This window comes from Candidatus Rickettsiella viridis (assembly GCF_003966755.1).
GTDB lineage: Bacteria > Pseudomonadota > Gammaproteobacteria > Diplorickettsiales > Diplorickettsiaceae > Rickettsiella_B > Rickettsiella_B viridis.
In genome coordinates this window covers 143,460-164,305 of the sequence record NZ_AP018005.1, presented here as the reverse complement: position 1 = coordinate 164,305, position 20,846 = coordinate 143,460, and the positions used below count along the sequence as shown (strand labels likewise).

Sequence of the window (20,846 nt, the reverse complement as noted above, 5' to 3'; positions counted from 1 at the left end):
AACAATAACGTAACAAGTATCACAGTGATTAGGACTTGGCCAAATAAGACAGCTGGAGAAAAATATTTAAAACACAAAAAAGAAATAGTCGAGAAGATCGAAGTTAACCCAGCGAAAGAATGGTGCCGAGAAGAGGACTCGAACCTCCACGGGTTTTACCCCACAAGTACCTGAAACTTGCGTGTCTACCAGTTCCACCACCTCGGCTTCACAAATAAATAGGTTTTCAGCAACCTTTAAAGCATTAAGTTGCTAATGGATAACCCGCTTCCAACCAAGCACGAACTCCGCCTGTCAAAGAAGCAACATGCTGATAACCCATTTTCTGAAGATTATCGGCCACTAAGCAAGAGCGAAAACCACCACTACAATAAACAACGATATCCGCTGCATTATCAGGAATCAGCCTTTCAATATCACGTTCGATGGTGCCTTTGCTGAGATGAATAGCATTAGGTATTGCGCCTTGCTTATATTCATCTAACTCTCGCACATCAATCAAATAAAAAGGCACCTTAATTAATTTATCAGCCAAATCGCTGATGCTTATCTCTGTGATTCGAGATTTTGCATCAGCGACTAGGTTAAGAAACCCTGATGTATGCTGCATACGCTTCGCACTTGAATGTTTGTCTGCGTTCCCGCTCAACTTGCAATCCTCATGTATCATACATACACTCCGGTTGCTTCGTTTTCGCGGCGCCTTGCCAAAAATCCCATTGCTGTGCGTATACTAATCACGATTGTATTTCGTTTTCCGTCTCGTTTGCAGTTTCGTTTACCGTCTCTAATTCATTTTCCTTCATGGTCAAACGAATACGTCCTTGTCGATCAATCTCAAGAACTTTTACTTTAACGATTTGGCCTTCTTTTAGTACATCACTCACGTTCTCAACACGGTCATTAGAAATTTGTGAGATATGTACTAGACCATCACGACCTGGTAATACGTTAACAAACGCACCAAAGTCTGTAAGTTTGACAACAGGACCTTCATAAATAACCCCTACTTCTACTTCTGCCGTTACCTTTTTAATGCGCTCTATTGCATTTTGACAAGCTTCTAAGTCAGAAGTAGAAATCCGAACAATGCCGTCATCGCTAATATCGATTAAGGTACCTGTTTCTTCAGTAATAGAACGAATAGTCGCGCCACCTTTACCAATTAAATCACGGATTTTATCCGGATTTATCTTTAATGTAGTAATACGTGGTGCATAAGGAGAAACTTCAACCCGAGCGCCAGGTAAAGCTTTTTCCATAATGCCCAATATGTGTAAGCGCCCTTCTTTGGCTTGTCCCAGTGCTATTTCTAAAATTTCTTTAGTAATTCCGTCGATTTTAATATCCATCTGTAAAGCGGTCACACCATCAGCAGTTCCTGCCACTTTAAAATCCATATCACCTAAGTGATCTTCATCACCTAAAATATCCGTTAAAACGGCAAAACGATCTTTTTCTTTTATCAAGCCCATTGCGATACCCGCAACATGCTTCTTGAGAGGAACAGCGGCATCCATTAATGCAATACTAGCGCCGCAAACCGTTGCCATGGAGCTAGAACCATTCGACTCTGTGATTTCAGAAACAACGCGTAATACATAAGGAAAATCAGTTTCGCTAGGCAATACAGCACGTAAAGCGCGTTTCGCCAAATTACCATGTCCAATTTCACGTCGTTTAGGACTTCCGACTTGCCCTGTTTCACCTACGCTATAAGGAGGAAAATTATAATGAAGCATGAAGGTTTCACGTGCTTCACCATCTAAAGCCTCTATGATTTGTGCATCTCTATCTGTACCTAACGTGGCAACCACGATTGCTTGTGTTTCTCCACGTGTAAACAGCACAGAACCGTGAGTACGCGGCAATAACCCTGGCTGGACAGTAATGGGGCGTACGGTTGTTTTATCTCTACCATCAATACGCGCTAAACCATCTAGAATACGATGACGAACTATCTTTTTTTCTAAAGAAGCAAATAACCCTTGAATCGCTTTAGCATTAATTCCTTTTTCTTCATCTAAGTATCGCTGAGTCATGGCTTCACGTAATTCATCCAACTTGGCTTTACGATCAAGCTTTTCTGGAATTTGATACGCTTCAATGATTGATGGCTCAAATGCTTGTGTCATCGCCTGTTCTAATGCAGCATCCAAACGAGCGCTAGGCTGCCAATCCCATGCGGTTTTACCTGCTTCTTGTACAAGCGCTTTAATCGCTTGAATAGCAACTTGCATCTGTTGCTGCCCAAAGAGCACAGCACCTAACATAATTTCTTCAGAAAGTTCAGCAGCTTGTGACTCCACCATCAATACAGCATTTTCTGTTCCCGCGACGACTAAATCTAAATCGGATGTTTCAAGCTGTTTAAATGTAGGATTAAGCAAGTATTCGCCCTGAGCATAACCCACTCTCGCCGCACCGATAGGACCTTTAAAAGGTAGACCTGAAAGGGCTAATGCCGCTGAAGCACCAATCATCGCAGGAATATCCGCGTTAATCTCAGGGTTGGATGATAAGACCGTCGCAACGACTTGAACTTCGTTGTGAAATCCTTCTGGGAATAAAGGCCGTATGGGTCTGTCAATCAGCCTAGACGTTAAAATTTCTTTCTCAGTTGGACGTCCTTCTCGTTTAAAATAGCCCCCTGGAACACGGCCTGCCGCATAGCTCCTTTCCTGGTAATGAACGTTCAATGGAAAAAAGTCAGTTGTTTCACCTGCCTGCTTACGACCCACCACCGCAACTAATACTGTTGTACCTTCTAATGTCACTAAAACGGACGATGTCGCCTGACGAGCAATCGCACCCGTTTCTATACTCATCATATGGGCGCCAAATTGGAATTCTTTCTTTATAGGATTTAACACTTACATTCCCTCAAAAATAACAAATGGGCGAAAAATCCCGCCCATTTAAAATAAAACATCTTCAACTGAATATTAATCGAAGAATAGTAGCTCAATGCTTAGCCACGCAAACCGAGTTGCTTGATCAAACTCATATAGCGTTGTAGATCAACTTTCTTTAAGTACTTTAACAATTTTCGACGTAAAGCCACTTTCTTTAATAGGCCCTGCCGAGAATGGTTATCTTTTTTATGTGCTTGGAAATGGCCGTTAAGTTGTTCAATAGCCCCCGATAGTAAAGCTACCTGAACCTCCGGCGAACCCGTATCGCCAGGACAACGCTGATATTTAGCCATTATTTCGCTTTTAGCCAACATAAAACCTTTTACCTCTTATAAATGACCCGCTATTCTATGCATAATCTTGTCCCCTGACAAGGCTTATTTATCACTAATTTGCCACTAAATGGCTCTATTATTAGGAGGCACTCGTGCTAGAATGGCCCCACACCGCCTCTCCAGTCCTTAGCACTAGAAATTATAAGAATTAGCAGATAAAATCACCGCTAACTAATAAGTGAACAATGATATGAAAAACCGCAGTATGAGCACTATCCTCAAAGGATTAATGGCTGAATTAGGGATAAATGAATCAGAATTGGCCCGCCGAACCGGGATTGGCCAACCTGTAGTACACCGAATATGCTCGGGTGAAACAGACAACCCTAAGGTCGCAACCTTAAGCCCTATTGCAACTTTCTTTGCTATTTCCATCAGCCAGCTAATTGGTGATGAGCCCCTACCCATTGATCGTATTCCTGGCACTTTTAATCCCGACGCCCAAGGCTGGCGCCAAATCCCTCTGTTAGACTGGGAGCAAATACTCGCTTGGCCTAATCTAAACAAAAAATCAGGTCCTTTACCCACGGTTTCTACAGATATTGAGTTAAGTCAGCATGCCTATGCGGTTGCGGTTAGAGACACTACCATGGAGCCTCGCTTCCCAGAAGGAACCGTTCTTCTCATTGACCCCGACTTAAAACCTAATAATTTAGATTTTAGTATCATTCATATTGATGGTCATGACTTACCAAATTTCAAACAAGTTTTAATTGATGGTGAACACACCATACTTAAACCACTAAACACGGACTTTAAAACCTTGTTATTAAATAAACCACATAAATTTTTAGGTGTCATGGTTCAATCCAGAATGGATTTTAAAAAAAGAAAATAGCATGAACGCAAAAAAGCGTCTTGCTATTTTTCAACGTTTTAATAAACAAAATCCTCACCCGCAAACAGAATTAGTTTACCGCTCTCCTTTTGAGTTATTAATAGCGGTTATTCTCTCGGCGCAAGCCACCGATAAATCAGTTAATCGCGCTACTAAAACCTTGTTTGCTGCCGCTAGCACGCCTGAGGCAATCGCCGCGCTTGGCTTAGAAGGCTTAAAAAAACATATAAAATCAATTGGGCTATATAATACCAAAGCAAAAAATATTATTAACACTTGTGAAATTCTACTCAAACAATATAAAGGAAAAGTGCCAGAAAAACGTGAGCTTTTAGAAAAGCTTCCTGGTGTAGGACGGAAAACAGCCAACGTCGTTCTCAATACCGTATTCGATCAACCCACCGTTGCTGTTGATACACATATTTTTCGTGTATGTAATAGAACTGGCCTTGCTAAAGAAAAAACACCACTCGCTGTTGAAAAAACACTACTTAAAACCATACCCAAACCTTATTTGAAAAATGCACACCACTGGTTAGTTTTACATGGACGTTACACTTGCTTAGCACGAAAACCAAAATGCCCAGAATGTATTATTCAAGATCTCTGTGAATACCCCAAACGTTTTGAAAATGAAAAATAGTTAAGTCTTCATTAAGTTATTTTTATAAAAATAAGTTCAGAATACTAAAAGCTAAAAAATTTTCGCTTTCCGCTCCAACTATCAACCGTTTCCTAGCACGCACTCTTCCAGTGGTTGCACTTTTGCACCCTCTGCTTCCTTAAGATTTCCTTAATATAATTTATTTATACTTAATAGGTAGGATAAGATTTTATATGACTCTTTAAAATCAATCTGTCTTAGGATAAGCGCTAAAAAACCAACTTTAAACCAACGGGTTTTTATGTTTGATTCTACGGCAAATATTTATCAAAAGTCACGTGCTGAAGCCATCAGTGCTGTTGACTCAATCCAAGCAACTCCTTTGCACAATGTAAACGTAATAGCCGGTAGTGCTGCAGGCTCTAATGACCCACTCTATTTATATGACACTATCAACGCAAGCCGTTATGCCGCAACATGGGACGGATTGATAGCCGGCGGTGCAATCGTCAGCGCCGCAATCGGCGTTTATGTCGCTGCTTATCGAGATATCAGAAATCGCGAAAAAACAAGTCACTTCTTTTATTTTAGACGTTTATTAGAATCTAAAAAAGAGGGTGAAATATTCACTTTAATGGGTGAAAGTAAATATGACTATAAACTTTTAGCAGCTGCCGCCCATTTTTATTCGCCAGACATTTCTAAATTTGTACGTTATAAACGCCAATTTTTTTGCTGGGGTAGAAAAAAAGAAGAACTTAAGTATTTACAAAATTTTTTAAACGGAAAAAATAAGAAAGAAACACTAGCTACACTTTTTCAAGCAATAATTGATAAAGTTGTTATCTTTTTAAATAAAGAAAATACGTTGGACGGAGCAAGGTTTGAATGTAAATCGCACAGCTATTCCATCGAGCTTACAAAAAACTATGCGGAAAAAATGTTTTCTGCCCATAAAAATAGCTTAAATGAAATTACAATTAAACCAAACCCTAGTTTGGGTAAAAAAATTATGGCGGCCGTAGGCTCCGCCAGTTTTATTTATTGGTTAGTAGGCTTTGGTTTTTATTTATTTCCCGTAGCGATTGTGCTAGGCATTGCCTTGCCTCCACTTATGATTGCAATGGCTTGTCTCGCCTGGCAACTCGGATACAGCATGGGTGAACCTACTCAAAACATCTCGGATATCAATACAAAAAATCAACAAAAAACGCTATTCGAAAGACGAATCATTGAATGCAGCAAACGTCAGGCATTTATAAAACATAATGCCCTCCCTGTAGTAGACTTTAAGGGTTCACAATTACACAGCGATTTACAAAAAACATTGAACAAACCCCGTTTTTCCAAGGTCCATGCGGCATTACATGGATTTGTAGGTGGCTGTTTTTATCCATTTTTTGCAACCTGGTTATTTGGTGATCTGTTTAAATTAATAACCGGACTCATCATAGGCACGTCAATAACAGGCCCTGCCGCACCAGCAATATTTGGGACAATTTTCATGGTAATAGCCGGTGCTACGCTGTTAGCCGGCATAGGCTATGGAATTTATTGTGCCATCCACGCTGTTAAAAACCATAATAAAAAATTTGAAGAGTTATCAATTAAAATTAAACATCTTGAAGAAACAAATAGTAAAGTAGCTGATTTATCATTACAAACCTATGATCGTTTCTTGCGTCGCTTTAGTCTAGAAGAACCCTATTGGACACGCATTAAAAGAGGGTTAAACCGAGTATGGGAAGCTATCAAACATATAGGTATAGGCAGCTTAGTTTTTCGCCTTGTGATATGGGGTAGTATAGCCGCTTTGACGTCTCTTACATTAAGTGCACCTGTTTTCATTACCTGTATCGTTGTTTTTGCTGCGCTTGCTGCCGTATGCTCTTACTATGCTTACGAGGCTCATAGCAAAGAAAAACAAGCAGAGAATGTTTTGGAACACTTAGATTATTCTCAACAAATCAATGAAAATAAGTTTTCTTCTGTCGCAACGAATGGGCGTGTTTTACCACAAGAAGCAAAAAATAATAAACAACATCCCACACCCGATAAGCCATGCGAACAGCCTGTACGAGCAGCAATGACTGATATAGATAAAGAAAGTAATCCTACTCTAAAAAATCCTCGTATAGCTCGATGGGAATCACCTAGGGCGCCGATCATAAGTTTACTTTACCCATCGAGCTCAGATAAAAATAAAACAATGACTGATTCGACTCCCACTGAAAAAGTATCAGCTAGACCATGATAAGTCTTGTAAAATCCTATCTGCGCCTTGAGCTAACAATTCTCTTGCGGCAGTAATACCTAACTTTTCAACTTCATTAACACTGCCATGCTTTTCTACTCTTATGAGCAAACTTCCATCTGGCTTTGCAACCAACCCTTGTAAACGCAATTGCTCATTGGGCAAACACTCTGCATAAGCAGCAATAGGAACTTGACAACTACCTGCTAACTGTCGGCTTAGTGCACGCTCAGCCGACACACAGTCATAAGTTGATTTATGATTTAAAATGGCCATTAGCGAGAGTAATTCATTATCATCTGAACGACTCTCTATTCCCAACGCCCCTTGACCTGGCGCGGGTAAAAAATAACTGGGTTCTAAATATTCGCTAATGCAGCTTGTTTTTTGCAAACGGATCAGACCTGCTGCCGCTAAGATAATGGCGTCATATTCACCTGCCGCCAATTTTTCTAAACGTGTTCCTATATTTCCACGCAACACTTGAACAGTAAGGTCAGGCCGCAAAGCCATTAACTGTGATTGACGCCTTAAACTCGATGAACCTACGTTTGATCCTGACGGTAATTGTTTTATATTTTCTCCTGATGTTGAGATCAAGACATCTCTCACATCTTCTCTTTCGCAAATAGCTGTCAGTTTTAATCCCTTTGCTAGATCCATAGGTACATCTTTCATAGAGTGGACAGCAATATCCGCATCGCCATTAAGCAATGCTTTTTCCAACTCTTTAACAAAAAGTCCTTTACCCCCTAGTTTATTCAGCGAAGTTTCTAAATACCTATCGCCTTCTGTAACCAGAGGAAATAGCTCAATCCGCATAAAAGGATAATGTTTTTCCAATTGCATCTTAACTGCGTTAGCTTGCCAATAAGCCAAAGGACTTTTTCGAGTTGCGATACGCAAATGTTTTCTTGCCGTCACAACAAACCTCTCTCAATAAAATACCGATGCAATGATTCTAGTTAGTGAATTACAAACTGGGGTTAAAGTCTAATAACGCGCTTGTGTCCTTTTAATAAGCTCATCCTTTTGTTCCCACAAGTAATTGAGCTTTCTCTGAAAGCTTGCACGAAATTGCCTATCATTTTGATAATCACCTATCCAATCCGACGTAATAGGTATGGCTTCTATCTCTACAGTTATTTTCTTTATATCCCCGGATAGAAAATGGAATAACCCGGATTTTTTCGGAGGGTAAATGATAGTTACATTGAGAATTTTATGAAAAAAATCGCCTAAAACTGCCAAACTAAATCCAATACCAGTTGATTTAGGGCGAAGTAAATATTGATAGGGAGACTGCTGTGATTGACGTTTCTTTTCGCTGAAGCGCGTCCCTTCAATAAAGTTAGCCACTGTTGTGGGTATAGCCTTAAACCTTATGCAAGCTCGCTTAGTTGCTTCAACATCTTTATTTTTTAACTCGGGATGCTTAGCTAATACCTTCTTGCTGTACCGATGCATGAAAGGAAATCCTAGTAGCCAGCAAGCCCAACTCGCAAACGGCAATGTCCAAAGTAGCTCTCTTTTGAGAAAAAATTTTAAGGGCGGAATTTTTTGATTAAAAATCCGCTGTAATACTAATATATCTGCCCAAGATTGATGGTTGGAAATAAGCAAATACCATTCATTATAACTAAGCTTATCTAAACCCTTTACTTCCCATTTTATAGACGTTGTTAATTCTTGAATAAGATAATTACCTTTTATCCAATAAACGGGCAAATGCTCCATCCAACATTTACATTTTCGCTGCCAAATTTTTAGAGGAAATAAATAACAGAACAAGCCTAAAATGGCTAAGGGGACAAACAGAATAATTAAGTTGATAAGGTAAAGAATAGCCGCGATAGCTGCCCTTAACCCATTGAAAAGTATCATTAATACACTAAATCATCCTGCAGATTGACCGCAGGATAACAATTAATAAGTACATCTTTAGCTATACTCCTCGCACTTGAATTTTCGGCTGTGTTCCCGCGCTTAATTCGCAATCCTCATGTATCATGCATACTGGTTGCTTCATTTTCACGGCACCTTGCCGAAAATCCCATTGCTGTGAGTATATTTTTAGCATAGCTCAAACTTATGCTTTTGCTTTGTGAAACCACAAGCTTGTGTGATCAACTAAGCTGCGCCACACCCCCCCTTTAGGCAAATTTTCTAGCGCAACAAGCGGAACAGTTGCAATAGGCTTATCATTGAATACTACATTAATTTGACCAACTACATCACCTTTTTTAATAGGCGCTATTAAATGAGATGTAAATACCATTTTAGTGGTGGGCGTTTTGTTTTGCCCTGTAGGTAAAGTAGCGTATAAATCTCGTGCTAGACCTACATTGACTTGAGAATTCTTACCAAACCAAACGCGCGGTGTCGCTAATTTCGTATTCGCGCTATAAAGTTTTTGGGACTCAAAAAAACGAAACCCATAGGTCAATAACTTTTGACTATCTTGCGCACGCATTTCATCCGATGGAGCACCCATCACGATAGTGATTAAACGCATATTGTTTTTCAGTCCAGACGCCGCTAAGCAAAAACCTGCTTCATTGGTATGCCCGGTTTTAATACCATCAACATTGGCATCACGCCACAATAAGCGGTTACGATTAGGTTGTTTAATCCCATTATAGGAAAACCATTTTTGTGAATACCATTTATAATCTTCTGGGAAATCTAGAATAAGTGCTCGGGCCAAAATACCCATATCACGTGCAGTAGAATAATGATTAGCATCCGGTAATCCATCTACATCCATAAAATGCGTATGATTCATTCCTAACCGAGCTGCCGCTTGATTCATGAGACTCACAAAAGCTTCCTGGCTACCTGCTACATATTCTGCCATTGCTACACAAGCATCATTACCGGAGTCAACAATAATCCCTTGCATCAATTGACTAACAGGCACTTTATCACCCACTTTAACAAACATCTTTGAGCCACCTGTTTTCCAAGCCGCTTCACTAATCGTCACTAACTCCTCAGGATGAATGCGCCCTTCTTTTAATGCCATCGAGATAACATAAGAAGTCATCATTTTCGTTAGACTAGCAGGCGATACCCTCTCATCAATATTACCACTGGCCAAAATACTCCCACTATACGCATCCATTAATAAATAAGCCTTTGCATTTATGTTGGGTGGAATAGGCGTTAGCGTGGGTTGTTGCGGCGCTGTATTGATAGTACCAGGCGCCGTAATAGGGATAATTGGATCCGCTTTAACCATGGGCATAAATAACGTGAGGATTAAGCCCGTAATGAGAGGGGTGAAAGAACGTATCTTAAACATAAAAAGGACGCCTTATAAGAGTTTAATAAAAATTAACTGGCTAGATTGAAGTTATTGTAATGACTTCGCAAGATACTGCAAGAGTTAGACACTTTTACAGTCACTCACAAAACAATTATAAAAAGGTATTTTATTAATAAAATACCTTTTTATAATATTATCTGCCGATATATAGTATAAATTCATAAATAAAAGGAGTTTACCTATGCGTGTGCGCAAGAAATATTTAGAAAAAATTAGCCTATTTAGTCATTCCATTCAAGCAGGATTCTTCAGTATTATCTTTACTTTTACCTCTAATATTGGGGGGATCCGAATAATTTTTGAGCGTGGGCTCCATGCTATTCTCTTCCCTATTGCCATTACCCCTGATGCAATTGCTAGTTTAATTGCTCTATTGAGCTTTGGTAAGGCTAAAAATAAAAATCTCGGTAAAACATTTGACTTAATTTATGTTCCTACAAAAGCGGCCTTAGTTTTTACTGCTGTTTTTGCCGGGCTCAGCGTGACTATTGTCAATAGTTTATTTCTCACTGTAATAAGCTCAGGGATTATTTATCATACGGGTTTAGGTCTTTATAATGCCTATCAATGGTGGAAAACACCCGAAAACTCAGCTTCGCACTTAAAGCTTAAAAATCTTTATAAAAACAATACGATTAACAATGGGATTTCAAGCTTAATAGGCATTATTATTCTGACAGGTGTTATCACGACCCTGATATTTAATCCTTTACTATCGGCCCCCATTTTAGCGATTGCAGGAATAGGTACGGCAGTCATGCTGATGCTAACAACTACCTATGGCGTATATAGGCACTTCAAACAGCCCACCATACCCCGCCCCCTTTCCCTTATCGATTCAACAACACCCTTATTAGCTAATACAACTGAATCAGCAATACCTGAATTAACTGGATATTACTATCGTAAGTTTCGGTCTGAAAAATTAAGCGGTGATAATTTTGAGGAAGATAGGGCATATCTTTTAACGGAAATTGAAAATAAAAAAGCAGACCTCGACTCTCAAATAGCGCATAGTCGCAATAAGCGTCGCGAGTTTTTTTGGCCAGAAGAACTAAAACGGCAAGCTAAACGAGCCTTTTTACAGGATATTTTCGAGAAGCTATCAGAGTTTTCTCCAAAGCTTAATAACACAGAATTTATTAATGCTATAAACTCAATTTTATCTGATGTACAAGCAGAGGCCTTCCAATCTTTTTTCCGTGCTAAGAGCGATGTAGGAGATATTGTGGACGCTATCAAAGCTTTTGTTAACCTCTATAAAGATATATCTTGTGAGCTTCCCTCTAAGGATCTTCACCCAAATAATAGCTATTAAGCGCACACCTGTGATGAGTGAAAAGAAGAGTACCGTTTAACGGTACTCTTTTCATGGAAAATTAAGCCGTCGCCCCATAGGATGTAAAAACTGACAATTCCATCCACTTTATAAGCTAGCCCTCTTTACTTACAATCACATATTAGGTATTAAACCTAATATGATAAAAAAAAGAAAATTCATTATTGCTATACTTGCGATTTCAGGGGCGCTCTATGCCTTAAAGGGAAGCGCTGACTCCTCCTCACCCCTGGCCGTTTATCAAATACACGGCCTAGAGCCTGCTTTAACAACGCTAGTTAAGGCGCGTTTGGCACATAGCCTAGAAGCACTAACACCACCTTTAACTGCCAATATTATTCAGGCATGGAATGCTCAACATGCCCCTGTTGAAATTCAGCAAGCCCTTGCCCCTTACGGTTACTTTAAGCCCTCTATCCATTCAAAGCTTCTGTACCAAAATAAAACCTGGCAGGCTATTTATACGATTAATCCAGGACCACTATTAAAAATCACTCAACTAAAAGCCTCTATACAAGGTGAAGGCGCCAATAATGCCGCCTTAAAAAGGTTAATGGATCAACTACCGATCCATCAAGGCGATAGTTTTTTAAGTGAATGTTATGAACAAACAAAACAAAAATTATTGAGTACTGCCATTGCTGAAGGCTATTTATCAGCTTACTTCAGTCAGCACCGTGTTCTAATCAACCGGCAATCCTATATAGCTAATATTGATTTAGTGTTGGATACAGGCCCGCGTTACTATTTTGGCCCCATTAACTTTGAACAAACTATCCTCAAAGATAGCTTGTTAAGACGCTATGTCCCTTTTAAACCCGGTGACCCTTATTCGTCTGATCGACTATTAAAACTTCAAGATAACCTCAATCGAAGCGGCTACTTTCAACGTATTTCTATTAACGATCTGACATCTCAAAAACAAAACCAACAGATACCTATCTTATTTAAATTAACACCACGCCCCTCGCAACAATACACTGCAGGGATAGGGTATAGCACGGATGTTGGTATAAGAGGAACACTAGGTTGGGAGTCTCGCTATCTCAATCAATTTGGCCATAAGTTAAGTATTGTGAGTCAATTATCAAAAATACAAAACAGTCTACAAACAACTTATATCATTCCTGGAAAGCAACCTAATACCGATAACTATACTATTAATTTCGCTATCGTTCGCAAACAACTTCCCCAAGTAGATAGAACAACACAACAAATTGGCCTAGGAAATACTCATCAATGGAAAGGTTGGCAGCGTAATTTATTTTTAAACTACCAGATTGAACGCTTCAATTACATTGATCGTCCCTCTGCTACCGCTCACTTACTCACGCCTGGCATTACTTTCTCTCGCAGTCAATTTGATAATCCTCTCTATGCCTTACATGGTTATCGCCTTAATCTAAGAGTGCAAGGTGCTGATAAAAATTTATTATCAAGCGCTAGCTTTTTACAAACTCAACTACAAACGAAATATATACTAAGCTGGAATAAAAATAGTCGAGTGATATTGCGTAGTGATCTCGGTTATACCATCACGCCCAATCCTACTAACTTTCCTCCTTCGCTGCTTTTTTACGCTGGAGGTAGCCAAAGTGTCCGCGGCTATGACTACCAAGCATTAGGACCTGGACGTTACTTAATGGTGGGAAGTGCTGAATATCAGCATAAAATTGTTAATAATTTCTATGGGGCAACATTTTTTGATATGGGTAATGCCGTCAATAACTTTCCGATTAACTTACAGAAAGGCACCGGTATCGGTATCGTATGGATTTCCCCTCTCGGACCCATGCAGTTAACACTAGCAAAAGCATTGGATCTGCCTAATCGCCCACTACGATTACAATTCAGCATGGGAGTTGATTTATTATGACAATAAAAAAAATTTCTTCTTTACGTTGGATTGCTCTCTATAGCATAACGTTGCTTTTTTTAAGCATCACTTATTTATTTTTAACCACACAAAAAGGTTTAGAAATAGCCAGTCAATTAACCCAGCAATGCTTACCCGGGACTTTAAAAATCACTGAGCTTAACGGCCGGTTATTAGGCCCTATTGAGATAAAAGATTTAAGTTATAAGGATACGAATACAACACTTACTATTTCATCTGTTCAATTTGATTGGCATTGGAGTGCCTTACTACATGGACAATTCAGTATAGGTTCGTTATCTATTAATAAGCTTATACTCGCTATCAAAGAGCAAGAACAGCAAAAAGACAGCGCGGCATCTAAAACAACGATAGATGATTTCCAGTTACCCACATTTTTTAAACATATTCATATAAATTCGATGGAAATTAAACAATCCGTCTTACGCTACGGCGCTAATACCTTAAGCTTAGATGGCTCGTTACATAAACAATGGAACTTTAATTGGCAATTAACTATTCCACAGTTAGAAGCCCTTCTTTCAGACAGTAAAGGCCAACTTTTTTTACAAGGGAAAATAAATGGTAATTATTCATCACCCCATTTTTACCTTTCCTCTCTAAAAACCAATCTAAGCTATTTAGATTGGCAATTAAACCAAGTTCAAGGATCATTTGATTTAGATAGCCTGGATAGCAAAAAATGGCTGTTAGAACTAAAAGCCGTTCAGCTTAAAAATAATACCTTTTCTTTAAGCCCTATTCATATTAGTCTCAACGGAAACTTACAGCCTTTTTCTCTACAAGGAAATTTATCTAGCTTTAAGATTGTGCGCAAAGAGGAAAATACCGTAACGCACAATCTAAATATACCTTCTAGCCAAATAACAGCAAAATTGTCGTCTGAAGGCTTAGCCGCAACCTTGATTACAGATCCTACTGTTGTCGATCACCTCAGTGCACATATCCAACTCCCGCATTACAAATATGCCCTTGAGATAAATCCAAAACAAATCATAAACGCAAATATTCAACTCACATTAAAAAATTTAAATTATTTCTCTACTTTTATCCCAGCCTTAAAAAACCCACAAGGTTCTCTAAACACACAACTTAATTTATCTGGTCTTCTATTTTCACCTTCTATCAATGGAGAGCTCAATTTAAAGAATGGAAGCACACAAATACCGTTGCTAGGCCTGTATTTAAAAAAGATGAACCTTGTATTTCATACAGATAAAAATGTATTGCAAGGAGCTGGACGATTAGACTCTGGAACAGGCACATTAACATTACAATCAAAAACACAGCTAAATCAACCTCAGTTTCCTAGTCTTATCAATTTAAAAGGAAATAATCTGGAAATTAGCCATACAAAAGAATATAAAATTACTGCTTCGCCTGAGCTACAGATACAAGCAAATACACAGCATATTGAAGCAACAGGCCTTATCGTTTTTCCAAAAGCCAGCATTAAAATAAATGAAAATAGTTTTAATGGCATTGAACTATCCAATGATGTAGTTTTTGTTACACATAAAAAAGAGACTACTTCACTGCCATTTACCTATAAAAATAATATTAAGTTACAACTGGGAAATGACATTCAATTTAGTTATCAAGGGCTACGCACTAAAATCACCGGAAATTTAGATATTCATCAAGAAAGCGACCACCCCATTTTAGCAACGGGTGTACTATCTCTTACCGAAGGAGAATATACCTATTATGGCCAGAGCTTAAAACTACAGCCACATTCTTTGCTAAGTTTCGCCAATAGCCCTATCGATCATCCTAACATCGATGTTACAGCTAATAAAAGTGTATGGATTTTACCTAAAATTAGCACTGGAAATAATTCAAGCACACCAGGTTCAAAGTTAGGCTCTTCAAGTTTTATTTCCTCTGCGCTACAAACAACACAGCCTATTCAAGCAACGGTAGGTGTACGTCTACAAGGCTACCTTGAGAATCCTAAAATTACGCTATATGCCAACCCTGCCAACGCCATCAGCTCCCAGTTAGAAATGCTTTCTTATTTAGTGACTGGCCAACCGAGTGATCAGCTTAGTGCGGCGAGTATGCAATTATTGATCGGTGCTGCCACACAGGCTGGCGGAGAAAAAACGGGTGTTGGCCACATGATCAACAAAGCACAGAAAAAAATGGGCATCGATCAATTAACGATTGGCGCTAATCCAATCTTTAATCCGAATACCAATAAGCTACAACAAAATACTTCTTTAATTATTGGCAAAAGCTTCTCGCCACGCCTTAATATTTCTTATAGTTTAGAATTACTTGATCCCATTAGTGTTCTGCAAATCAATTATTTACTCAATAAGAATTTCTCATTACAAAGCACCAATAGTAACTTTGCGAATGGTATTGATTTGCTTTATAAAGTAGAAAGAAATTAAAATAGTGAAAGCCGATTAAGCTTTAGATGTCTAATCAACTTACATGAACTTTCACTATCCTCAAATTAATAATAGCAAAAAACCAAGAGACGGAATAAATCTTTCTAATTACCTTTATACTAACCAAATAAATACGCCTTTTGGTAATCTTTCCTTAAAATATCTACACGTAATAATGCGTGTGGATTGGATTAATGTAAAAATAAAAAGTTTGTTTGACAGTTTTTATCAAACACGCCAAGGCTTTTCTGGAATTAGCACTTCTGGATTTGAAGAGCTTGAACATCAATTAATTACAGAAGAATTAATGTATTGGTTAAGAAAAATAGCCGACGAGTTAATTTCATTAACTTATATACAATATACAGATCCTACAGGCCTAACAATAAATAAACTAAAATTTGACAGAATTGGTGCTATATTACAAGAACCATCACACAGTTTTTCTCAATTCTTTAAAGATCACCTACCGATCTTAGAAAAATTAAATGAAGTTTCAAATATTTATAAACACTCATTTATAAATACTGCTCATGGCCAAATAAGCGAACTAGAACCTACCATTATAGCATTTAATTTAAAACGTAATGACCTTAAAAATGCACCTGAATACTATACTCAAACACTCCGTATATTTATAGAAAATTACAATAAATTCTATATAGATATTACAGCTAGGTTAAAAAATAATACGTATAGCAATTATCAAATTAGATAAAACTAACTTAAATGGTTTTATTTTGAAAGTGCTACTAATTTATCGACAATTAAACGACTACTATCAAGATGTTTAAAATTAGCTAATTTATTTTTTATCGCTTCTAAATTGGCATAACAATCAAAAATAGCTCGTAAAAATTTCTCATCTGAAAACGCTTCAGCATACAAAACCGTACTTAATCCTTGTTGCGCAAAATAATCTGCATTTTTTATTTGATCGCCACGACTAGCTTGTTTAGAGAGTGGTAACAAAATATGTGGCTTTTTTAGTGCGATAAGTTCATAAATAGAAGTCGCTCCAGCTCGACTAATCACTAAATCTGCACTGGCTAAAACATCCGCCAGTTCTTCGTGTAGGTATTCAAATTGTTTATAATCTGGAATGTTTGAAAAATGATCATCTAGCTTCCCTTTACCACAAAGATGGATGACCTGAAATTTGCTGGTTAGAGGCACTAACAAACGTCGAACCATGTTGTTTATATCAACAGAGCCTAAACCCCCGGCCATAATTAATAACACCGGCTTTTCTTCATTAAAACCACAAAATCTTAATCCTTTATTTCGATCGCCCTGATATAAAGACTCACGAATAGGCACACCCGTCACTAATATCTTATCTTTATTTTTAAAATATTTAGCGCTAACAGGAAAGGTTACACAAATAAATTTAGCAAAAGGAAAACTCAAACGATTCGCTAATCCAGGTGTCAAATCCGATTCGTGAATGACGACAGGAATACGGTTTAACCACGCCGCAATGACAACAGGCAAAGCAACAAAACCGCCTTTAGAAAAAATAATATTAGGCTTAAGTCGACGACAGAGTAAAAAGCTTTGCATAACACCAAAAACAAGCTGAAAAGGTGTTAAAAAATTTTGCCAAGACCAATAACGCCGTAATTTCCCCGTTGTAACTGCATAATAGGGGATATTTAATGCTGCAACAAGTGAACGCTCGATACCTTCCTTTGAACCCACATAAAAAATAGTAGCCCCTTTATTTTTAAGCATTTGAATTAAAGAGAAACTCGGCGTGACGTGGCCAGCTGAGCCGCCTCCTGTAAATAATATACTCTTTGCACTTAAACTTTTGTCTGCGTTGCCACTCAACTCGCCATCCTCATGTATCATACATACACTCCGGTGGCTTCGTTTTCACGGTGCTTTACCAAAAATCCCATTGCTGTGCGTATTATTTTCATTTTTTTAATGTTATCCGCGCGATGGCTGAAGGTCTATTTTTCCTGCAATATGCACGTCATGCGGTGCTTCAGGTGGCAAAATACCTTCGCTTGAAAAACGTTCCCACAGACTAAATAAAAACTGAGAACGTACACCCGATCGTGAGCTAATGTGATTTAAATCCACATAATATTCGACTTTAAACTCTAACAGGACTTTATCAATTTCTTTGAAATAAACTTCAGGTTTTGGATTAGTCAAAATCTTGGGTACCGTGGCCAATACTTCTAAAATAATATCTCTAATCCGATTGGGGTTATCATTACGATTAGATTTCACTGTCACTAATGCGCGTACAACGCTATCGCGATGTGTCCAATTGATAAAGTTTTTACTAAAAATATCTGCATTAGGCACTAACAATTCCTGGCGATCATCGGTGGTTACGGTAATAGAACGGGCACCTATATGGGAAACTTGTCCATCGTAATTACCGATGGTGACCCAATCCCCCACTTTTACAGGTCGCTCTAATAGTAAAAAAATACCGGTAAAAAAGTTATTAAATAGATCGCGTAACCCTAAACCGACACCTAAAGAAAAAAGCCCAAAAATAAGCGAAATATTGGCCCACGTTAACCCCAAAATATTTAAACCAATCGTAATACCAATAGCAATCAGCGTGTATTGTGTAAAAATAGATAAACTATTACGTAATCCTAAATCTTTCGTGTGCACAAACAGCCAACGATAAGCAAATTCACGTGACCAATGTGCAATCCATATCAAAATAACCACAAGAACCGCCAACTGTACAACCGTTAAACCCGTTACCGCTACCGTATTGGTAATATCAAACAATTTGGTGCCTAGTAATTTACTCACATTGGTATTGATAATAGGAACCCTATCTCCCCAACCATAAAGCTCAAATAACCCCATGATAGATAATAACAGTAGCGCTAACTTTAAAATCTGATGGAACGGCTTCAATAAAGCCTGACTCCATAACCAACCATTCCTAAAACGACGAATACATTGCTCAGAAGCCCAACGAATCAATTCATCTAACAGCCCTCTGAGTAACAGATAAGCCGTGAGTGCTATCAGGAATAAACCTTGATAATGTGCAATAGCCCACGCTAATTCAACATAACCCACTAACCCAATCAGCGCATTGGTTAATAAACTGAATGGAATTAAAAAGCTTAGCCAACGTATAATCCGTTTTAAATACGCATGTTTATTTTCTATATAAGGTTCTAATAAAGTAGGGACCACTTCCCAACCTTTCATTAATACCAAGGCCACTACCAGAAGAAAGAACATAAATAAGCGACCAAACAGATCTTGTACTTCATAGTTAACCGGCAATTGATTAACTAAAATAGTCGCTAAGGTAATAATCCCGCCAATTAACAGCGTGGTGCGTAGACGATAATATAATTTGACATCATGGCCACTTTCATCGGTTGTATTTTCTAATAATAAAATATGTGCCAATTGAATAACGATGCTGAATCCTAAACAAACCACGCTGACACTAATAATTAAAAAGAATAATTTAAGAGGAATGTTTAATAAAAATAATAAGCCTATTAGCGCGGCTAACAACATAATCCCCGTTAAATGACGTTGTAATAGTTGTAACACAACTATTACTGTCTGTGCCGAAAAAAAACCGCGGCTACGTTGCTGTAAGCGAACCCTATCTACCGCTAAAAAACGACGTAATTTTAACCATAAAGCAAACCACAGCAGAAATCCGATCATCCCAATTAACCACTGCCAACCCGATACTAATTCAAGCTTGCTCATGATGGGGTCATAAAAGCTCGCTAACTTTTCAAGTGTTAATGCAGGAATTTGACCAATGGTCTTTCCTAGTGCAATCCATGCCCCTAAATTCCAGCCCGGTAACCCCTGTCGATTAGCCAGCTGTAATTTCAACTGTTGCGCTACTGAAATTTGTTGCGTCTTAACCCGTTCTTGTAATTGCTTGGTTTTAAGGAGTAATGTTTGATAACCGGTAGAAATTGACTTTAAAACCGCTAATTGCGCTTTATCCTGAACTAAATTAACCCCTTCTCCCTTTAAATCTTTATCCACTAACTGAGTATAGTTTTGTAAAAACTTAAGTTTTTTTTGCAATAAATTGGTTGAAACCTGAGTCTGATCGTTAATATTTTCAATTTGATGCTGTAAATTACTGAGGGTACTTAACGGAAGCTTCTGATTAAAAGCGTTCTCTAATACTTGTAATTTATTCGCTATTTTCGCGGTGTTAAGCTCTGTTTCTAATAAATTATTTCTTTCTTCCGCTTCAAATATATTAAATTCAATCTGATCGTAAGAAGCATTATTCAAAAACCCTGTTGCCTCAGCTTTTTTTAATTCTTCGTTCCATTGGTTTAAACGTACGACCCATTTTTTTTGCTCTTGATCTAAACGCGCGGCTAAACCATCTAAGGATTGTTCCCTATTCGTTTGCTCTTGAAGTTGATATTTTCTCTGTAAATCACTCCGCCATTCTTCAAAAAAAGCCAGTGTTTGCTGAATAATCTCGCGTGATTGCTGCAGCGTTTTAATTCGTTGTTGTTGTAACTTAAATAAACCTCGGCGTTCCTGCACATACTGTTGTAAGTTCGCTTGCTGCGCTTGGGTAGCAGGAACGTTTCGATCCAGATTTTGCCATTTTCCAGGCACATTTCGAATAGAATCTAGAATGAGGTCCGTGGATTGCTGTGTAGTCTGTAGGGTTAAATTGATACTTTCTAAGTCTGCCTTCGCCATCGTAATCATAAGATCAAGTCGATCTAATGATTTTTGAGTTATAGGCTGTGCATAAAGATTTTTTTGTTCATCTTGTAAACCCTGTAATTTTTTCGCGAGCAAGCGACTACGCGTTTGCTCGGCAATTAATTGCTGCTGAGCCGACGTCAACAAAGGTGATTGATTAGGTAACTCAGCAAAAGCAGTTGTACTAAAACCACCGAATAAAAAAACTAATAAAACAATTAGCTTATACAAAC

Annotated in this window: 15 protein-coding genes and 1 tRNA gene; 7 read left to right on the top strand and 9 right to left on the bottom strand. The window is 38.3% G+C overall.

Annotated features, from left to right (window positions below; genetic code table 11):
• Positions 1-120: 120 nt before the first annotated feature.
• From DMP02_RS00790 to rpsO, 4 genes are all read right to left on the bottom strand, one after another.
• Positions 121-207 (bottom strand) — tRNA-Leu (locus DMP02_RS00790).
• 37 nt (positions 208-244) lie between these two features.
• On the bottom strand, positions 245-610 hold the full coding sequence (locus DMP02_RS00785) for a rhodanese-like domain-containing protein (protein WP_126323464.1): 366 nt from the start codon (positions 608-610) through the stop codon (positions 245-247).
• Positions 611-737: 127 nt separating this feature from the next.
• Positions 738-2,873 (bottom strand): polyribonucleotide nucleotidyltransferase, encoded by a 2,136-nt coding sequence (pnp, locus tag DMP02_RS00780; RefSeq protein ID WP_197720786.1) that lies wholly within the window; start codon positions 2,871-2,873, stop codon positions 738-740.
• Between the two features lie 98 nt (positions 2,874-2,971).
• The gene (gene rpsO, locus DMP02_RS00775) at positions 2,972-3,229 is read right to left on the bottom strand and encodes a 30S ribosomal protein S15 (protein ID WP_126322218.1); all 258 of its coding nucleotides are present in this window, start codon (positions 3,227-3,229) and stop codon (positions 2,972-2,974) included.
• Between the two features lie 211 nt (positions 3,230-3,440).
• On the opposite strand from rpsO, the gene DMP02_RS00770 reads away from it, so the two are divergent.
• The 3 genes from DMP02_RS00770 (at position 3,441) to DMP02_RS00760 (ending at position 6,946) form a co-directional block, all read left to right on the top strand.
• Complete coding sequence (locus tag DMP02_RS00770) at positions 3,441-4,088, top strand: S24 family peptidase (RefSeq protein WP_126322217.1); 648 nt, start codon at positions 3,441-3,443, stop codon at positions 4,086-4,088.
• A 1-nt stretch (position 4,089) separates the two neighbouring features.
• Positions 4,090-4,731, top strand: a complete 642-nt coding sequence (gene nth / locus DMP02_RS00765; RefSeq protein WP_126322216.1) for an endonuclease III — start codon at positions 4,090-4,092, stop codon at positions 4,729-4,731.
• 262 nt (positions 4,732-4,993) lie between these two features.
• Positions 4,994-6,946, top strand: coding sequence for a hypothetical protein (locus tag DMP02_RS00760; RefSeq protein ID WP_126322215.1), 1,953 nt, complete (start codon positions 4,994-4,996; stop codon positions 6,944-6,946).
• On the opposite strand, the gene hemC is transcribed toward DMP02_RS00760, so the two are convergent.
• The 3 genes from hemC to DMP02_RS00745 all read right to left on the bottom strand — a co-directional run bounded on the left by hemC (position 6,932) and on the right by DMP02_RS00745 (position 10,250).
• Positions 6,932-7,870 (bottom strand): hydroxymethylbilane synthase, encoded by a 939-nt coding sequence (hemC, locus tag DMP02_RS00755; protein WP_126322214.1) that lies wholly within the window; start codon positions 7,868-7,870, stop codon positions 6,932-6,934. The genes DMP02_RS00760 and hemC overlap by 15 nt on opposite strands.
• Before the next feature lie 69 nt (positions 7,871-7,939).
• Positions 7,940-8,830: an acyltransferase gene (locus DMP02_RS00750; RefSeq protein WP_126322213.1), complete on the bottom strand. Its 891-nt coding sequence runs from the start codon at positions 8,828-8,830 to the stop codon at positions 7,940-7,942.
• 205 nt (positions 8,831-9,035) lie between these two features.
• Entirely contained in the window at positions 9,036-10,250 is a 1,215-nt protein-coding gene (locus DMP02_RS00745; RefSeq protein WP_126322212.1) for a D-alanyl-D-alanine carboxypeptidase family protein, read from the bottom strand.
• Positions 10,251-10,455: 205 nt separating this feature from the next.
• On the opposite strand from DMP02_RS00745, the gene DMP02_RS00740 reads away from it, so the two are divergent.
• From DMP02_RS00740 to DMP02_RS00725, 4 genes are all read left to right on the top strand, one after another.
• Positions 10,456-11,592 carry a hypothetical protein gene (locus tag DMP02_RS00740; protein WP_126322211.1) on the top strand — a complete coding sequence of 379 codons (1,137 nt, stop codon included), beginning with the start codon at positions 10,456-10,458 and terminating at the stop codon, positions 11,590-11,592.
• A gap of 160 nt (positions 11,593-11,752) precedes the next feature.
• Entirely contained in the window at positions 11,753-13,489 is a 1,737-nt protein-coding gene (locus DMP02_RS00735; protein WP_126322210.1) for an autotransporter assembly complex protein TamA, read from the top strand.
• A complete protein-coding gene (locus tag DMP02_RS00730) occupies positions 13,486-15,909 on the top strand; it encodes a translocation/assembly module TamB domain-containing protein (protein WP_126322209.1) in 2,424 nt (807 codons plus the stop codon). The genes DMP02_RS00735 and DMP02_RS00730 overlap by 4 nt, the downstream gene beginning before the upstream one ends.
• Positions 15,910-15,952: 43 nt before the next feature.
• Positions 15,953-16,627 carry a hypothetical protein gene (locus DMP02_RS00725; RefSeq protein ID WP_126322208.1) on the top strand — a complete coding sequence of 225 codons (675 nt, stop codon included), beginning with the start codon at positions 15,953-15,955 and terminating at the stop codon, positions 16,625-16,627.
• Between the two features lie 17 nt (positions 16,628-16,644).
• Here the strand turns inward: DMP02_RS00725 and DMP02_RS00720 are convergent, their stop codons facing one another.
• Positions 16,645-17,763, bottom strand: coding sequence for an undecaprenyldiphospho-muramoylpentapeptide beta-N-acetylglucosaminyltransferase (locus DMP02_RS00720; RefSeq protein ID WP_126322207.1), 1,119 nt, complete (start codon positions 17,761-17,763; stop codon positions 16,645-16,647).
• An 81-nt stretch (positions 17,764-17,844) separates the two neighbouring features.
• Positions 17,845-20,844 carry a mechanosensitive ion channel domain-containing protein gene (locus DMP02_RS00715; protein WP_126322206.1) on the bottom strand — a complete coding sequence of 1,000 codons (3,000 nt, stop codon included), beginning with the start codon at positions 20,842-20,844 and terminating at the stop codon, positions 17,845-17,847.
• Positions 20,845-20,846: the final 2 nt, after the last annotated feature.